This window comes from Sunxiuqinia dokdonensis (genome assembly GCF_001270965.1).
GTDB classification, from domain to species: domain Bacteria; phylum Bacteroidota; class Bacteroidia; order Bacteroidales; family Prolixibacteraceae; genus Sunxiuqinia; species Sunxiuqinia dokdonensis.
The window spans coordinates 1-4,511 of record NZ_LGIA01000221.1; the positions used below are offsets into that span (position 1 = coordinate 1).

Genomic DNA, 4,511 nt, shown 5'->3' on the forward strand with positions numbered 1-4,511 from the left:
AAAAAAAAAATTCCCAAAAAGACGCTCTTCCGATCTAACTAATATTTACTGGAAATAATCATTAGACAAAAACAATTATCTCCAGTAAATATTAGTTCATAAGGATTAACTAAATAATTACCTCAAGGAAATAGCAGATATCTGCGGGATCAAAAAGAACCTCACTTTTCATTTGGCCCGGCACACTTTTGCCACCACGGTAACCCTTAGTAACGGGGTCCCGATCGAAACGGTCTCAAAAATGCTTGGGCACACCTCGCTGCAAACGACACAGATTTATGCCAGAATTGTTGATACCCGCATGTCTGATGACATTTCAATTCTGAAATCAAAACTCGAAACAAAGGAAATACCGATAAAAAAAGTTAACCATTTGAGGTGATAAAGAGTCGATTGAGGACACTCAGTAAATTTATTGAAAGCGAATGATATCTGCCATTGGCAGGAAATGATCCGCAGATTCTATTTCTTCTGCACGTTCCTTTACTTTTCGTCCAAAGTCCGGAATCCTGGGATCCCGGACTCTAAACAACTAACTAAACGATGCTCCCACGAATGATTTTTCCACTCCGGAAACGACAATTTTTTCAACATTAATTTTTCCGTAAACCACATTCAAAAAAGGATTTCCATTCTTTAGCCCGACATTACCAAAGCCTGACGCAGTAGATAAAAATCCGGTGAAATCGCCGATTCTGGAATCAATAAGCAGCGTCCTATTTACTGCATCATAACGAACACCGGTCAGTCCCTCTAACATTCCATAGCTGGACATCGCACGTGCATACCAATGCCCACATTCATATTCGTCAAACGGATTGCGGATCACACCATCATAGCGATTGCGGCACTCACGGACAATATCGAGCCCCTTTTCCACTTCACCTTTAAACATGAGGTGGCTGGCCACCTGGTATTCAATGCCGGTCCACACTTCATTGCTGTAGACAAATGGCAGCGAAAGCTTTCCTCCCTTAGGCCAGGTACATAGCAACAAACCACCATCATCACCACAAGCATATGTTGGGCGCTGCGGATTGTCATGATCAGTCAAATCATCTTTCAAATTATATTGATGTACTGCAATCAGGTGACTTTTTACTTTCTCATTGTCCACAATTTCATCCAGACCGCAAACAGCAGCCATCCACATGCCCAAAATGCCATCGGATAAACAGCCAGTGCCGTACTGATATTTTGGCCCTTCTTTCCTGAGAATTTCTAAAGCTTCTTTGGAATATTGGGTATGAAATGACTGGGCTTCTACCGGATCAGGCGTCCGCAATCCTGTCCATTTTATATTCTGAATGAAATATTCACCTTCAAAAAGCTCTTCTTCCATGTATCTTTTGCCTTTTGAAAGTAGTGTTTCATACAGTCCGGACGGCTCATCCAGGGCTTTGCTCATTTCAACAAAGGCGGTAAGCGCCCCGAGGTAAAAGCTCGTGCACATCCCATCGGGGCCCCAAAACTCAATGTCGTATGTATTGTGGTGTGGCTCTTCCAAAAAACCCTGATGCTTGGGATCCCAAGTCTCGATACAATAATCCATGCTTTCTTTCACCCGTGGATAAAGCTTTTCCATCCAGCTGGTTTCGCCACTGATACGCCAATCCCGATAGATTTTCATAATTCCTCCCAACTGTCCATCACATGCCGAGTGAAAATCGTGTACTGTTCTGGAAATAGGTAAAGTGGCTCGAAAAACCTGATGACCTCGCTTATTCTGATTGATTTCAAATTCCGTTTCACGAAGCGAACGTTCCAAAACCGGGAACAGATGAGGAATTGCTTGAGCATAGTTCCAGACATGCGTACAACTGCCGTGACAGCATCCTGCGTTGTCGCTGCATCCTTCCCAGGCCCATAGTTTTCCGTCTGTTTGCCGCAGCACCGTTGGTGATTTCAGGATGGTCAAATTAGCAGCTATAGCTTCAATAACCTCGGCCGGAAGTGTGGAATTGAAAAAGGCATCACGAAACAATTCGCTTTTCTCTCTCAAGGTTGAAGCGTGATGATTCCAGTATTCCACCACTTCATCCAGACTCTTAAACCGCCCCGAATACCACGGCCGGTAAAAAGGATCGATCTCTTCGTTCGTTTCAACTTCATCCTGAATCTTCTTCCAGCCATCATAATTGCCGTGCTCAAAACCGGCAATTAACTTTGCCTGCGATGACAAATTGTATAAATCTTCATTTACATTATCCGTCAGTACAAACTGATCAGCCAAAATGTGGCCCCACGGTCCCGTACTTTGATCAACAATATGGATTACCGCCTTTTCTCCTTCATACTTTTTCAGATCCCAAATTTTCTCTACCAGATTCTCTGTTTGATTTCCAGTAGCCATTTCCGTCACTTTTCCATCAATCAGTAATCGGACTGCCGTCTTTTCAGGATTCGTTCCCCCACCAACCAGAAATTTCAGGTATCGTTTGTCTAATGTCAAAGTCGGAGATTGTAAAATCCCGGTCTGTCCATCTCCTAGCGGATCAAAGGTGTTGACCAATTGATTTCCGGCGTAACCCGAGACTTTCTGCTGATTTGAAGCGGTTCCATCTGAAGGCTTCTCACGGAAAGCGGATCCTGCATTAACCGATGTTCCGGCAGTAAGCGTAGAGCTAGGCAGGTACCAGCTAAAATTGACTGCAATTGTTTTTTGTTCGCCAGGACCTAATTTCAAAGGAACATAAATCGAAGCGCCCGGCGCCGAATCATCCACCACCGGATTACTGACCATATCGGCATTCTGAATGTGTTTCCAGAGGATGGTTTGCGGATCGAACCAACCACCTCGAAACCAACAATAATCAACAACGGCATCGTTTTGATTCACGTATATGGAAAATCCTGTGCCATTTCTATTGTTGGCTTTAACCAATCGGAAGCCATTTTTTTCTTCCACAATACGTCCCGCGCCATCGATAAAATTTCTGGCGTTATACGAAAAAACGGCCTCTATATCTTTTGTCGAAGAGTTTTCAAATTGGTATTCCAACACGCCAACGGGAAGACTTGAATTATCCTCATCTCCTGGAATGAATGGACTCCAGCCTACGACTTTAATTTTCAAAGGTAAATCCCGGTCTTCCAGTTCCAGGGTGGCAAAAGGAAAGCGAGGCAAAAAACTTCCTTTCTCAAAACGCGGCAAACCATAACTCCTGTCGCCGCTCCCATTGCCTGTTCCGCCAGGGCCAAAAAGCTTCCACTGCGGAACTGGAGCTTCCAACACCTTGGCTCCATTGGAAACGCCTTTCACGCTGATAGCAGCAAAAGCGTATGGCTCATTGTAAATCTCAGGGCGATTGTTTACGGAGAGGTGTGAAATGGCTCCCGTGCCTTCCATACAGAACATACCAGCACCAATACCCCCAATTGGAAAAGCAATCCGATCCAGATAATTACCAGAATAGCTGCCATTGAATGCATGCGCTCCTTGCTGACGATTTAACGTACGGTAAGGATCTTCAGCCAACTGCCTCTCTGAACCAGCGCCACTGTTAGCTTCAACCCCAAAAGGAACTGTTAAAAGGGCACCGACGGCTGCGCTGTTTTTTAAAAACTCACGCCTGCTTTTTGCTCGAAAATTGTCCTTCATGTGTTTTCGTTTATAATTTGATTACTTCTTCGAATGAATAAATGTCTCCCCATAATGGTCTACGATGCGGCTATAGGCCTCAGCGGCAGCACCATTTCCCCAGTCGTAAATGGTAAATTCACCCATACCAATACCCTCGGACGATGTTTCGCCTCCATGTCCATAGTTCTCCATCATAAACCCATAATCCTCAGACCCAAAAAACGGCCATGCCTTTTCCCATTGCGCTTTTGTTGAAGGGTTCTCCGGACAATACATCATTACAAATGAGGCTTTCAACGCGGCCAGCCCTCTTTCTTTGTACTCATCTCTGTTTAATAACTTACCATAGTCTAATATCAATTCGGAAAAAAGGCTTTGTCGCGAATCATTCCACTCTCCGTCAGCATTCATTACACCGAAACCTCCCAGCACATTCACATACATAAAGGGAGGTTGCCAGGACGCCTGGGTCATTAGTAACTCATCGAGTGTGCGTTGTCCCAGCAACAGGTAGCTTTCTTTCTTTGTTATGCGATAGCACTCCAAGAGAGCTTCAGCTGTCCAAAACATGGAAAAATTGTTTTGCTTGTACATATTGTTTCGTGTAACCTTTTGTCCGACCAAATTGTCGGCCCCGTAACGAGAGCACGACCAATAAGTTTCGAAATCCTCCCATCTCCCGTCGGTGATAACCTCAAGAATCACGGCATCCATAGCGTTGAGTGCCGCTTTTTTGTAGTTGTGATTTCCTGTCAGTTCAAACAGTTTCAACAGAAATGTTACAGACATCGCGCTTTCAGGTGAATCATTCAGATGTTTCATTGGTTGCAGACTCTCTAAATCAAGCCATCCTGGGAAAAATCCATCGGAAAACTGTACTTTCAATAATGCATCTGCATATTCCTGCGCATATTGAAGCAAACGCTCG

3 protein-coding genes are annotated in these 4,511 nt (G+C 44.4%); 1 reads left to right on the forward strand and 2 read right to left on the reverse strand.

Translation table 11 applies throughout. The features are described 5' to 3' along the window. Positions 1-172 precede the first annotated feature (172 nt). A complete protein-coding gene (locus tag NC99_RS21015) occupies positions 173-382 on the forward strand; it encodes a tyrosine-type recombinase/integrase (protein WP_053188830.1) in 210 nt (69 codons plus the stop codon). Positions 383-532: 150 nt separating this feature from the next. On the opposite strand, the gene NC99_RS21020 is transcribed toward NC99_RS21015, so the two are convergent. Further along, on the reverse strand, positions 533-3,601 hold the full coding sequence (locus tag NC99_RS21020; protein ID WP_082326628.1) for a GH116 family glycosyl hydrolase: 3,069 nt from the start codon (positions 3,599-3,601) through the stop codon (positions 533-535). Positions 3,602-3,622: 21 nt separating this feature from the next. Further along, a partial coding sequence (locus NC99_RS22215; RefSeq protein ID WP_204375082.1) for a hypothetical protein occupies positions 3,623-4,511 on the reverse strand: 889 nt, incomplete at its 5' end.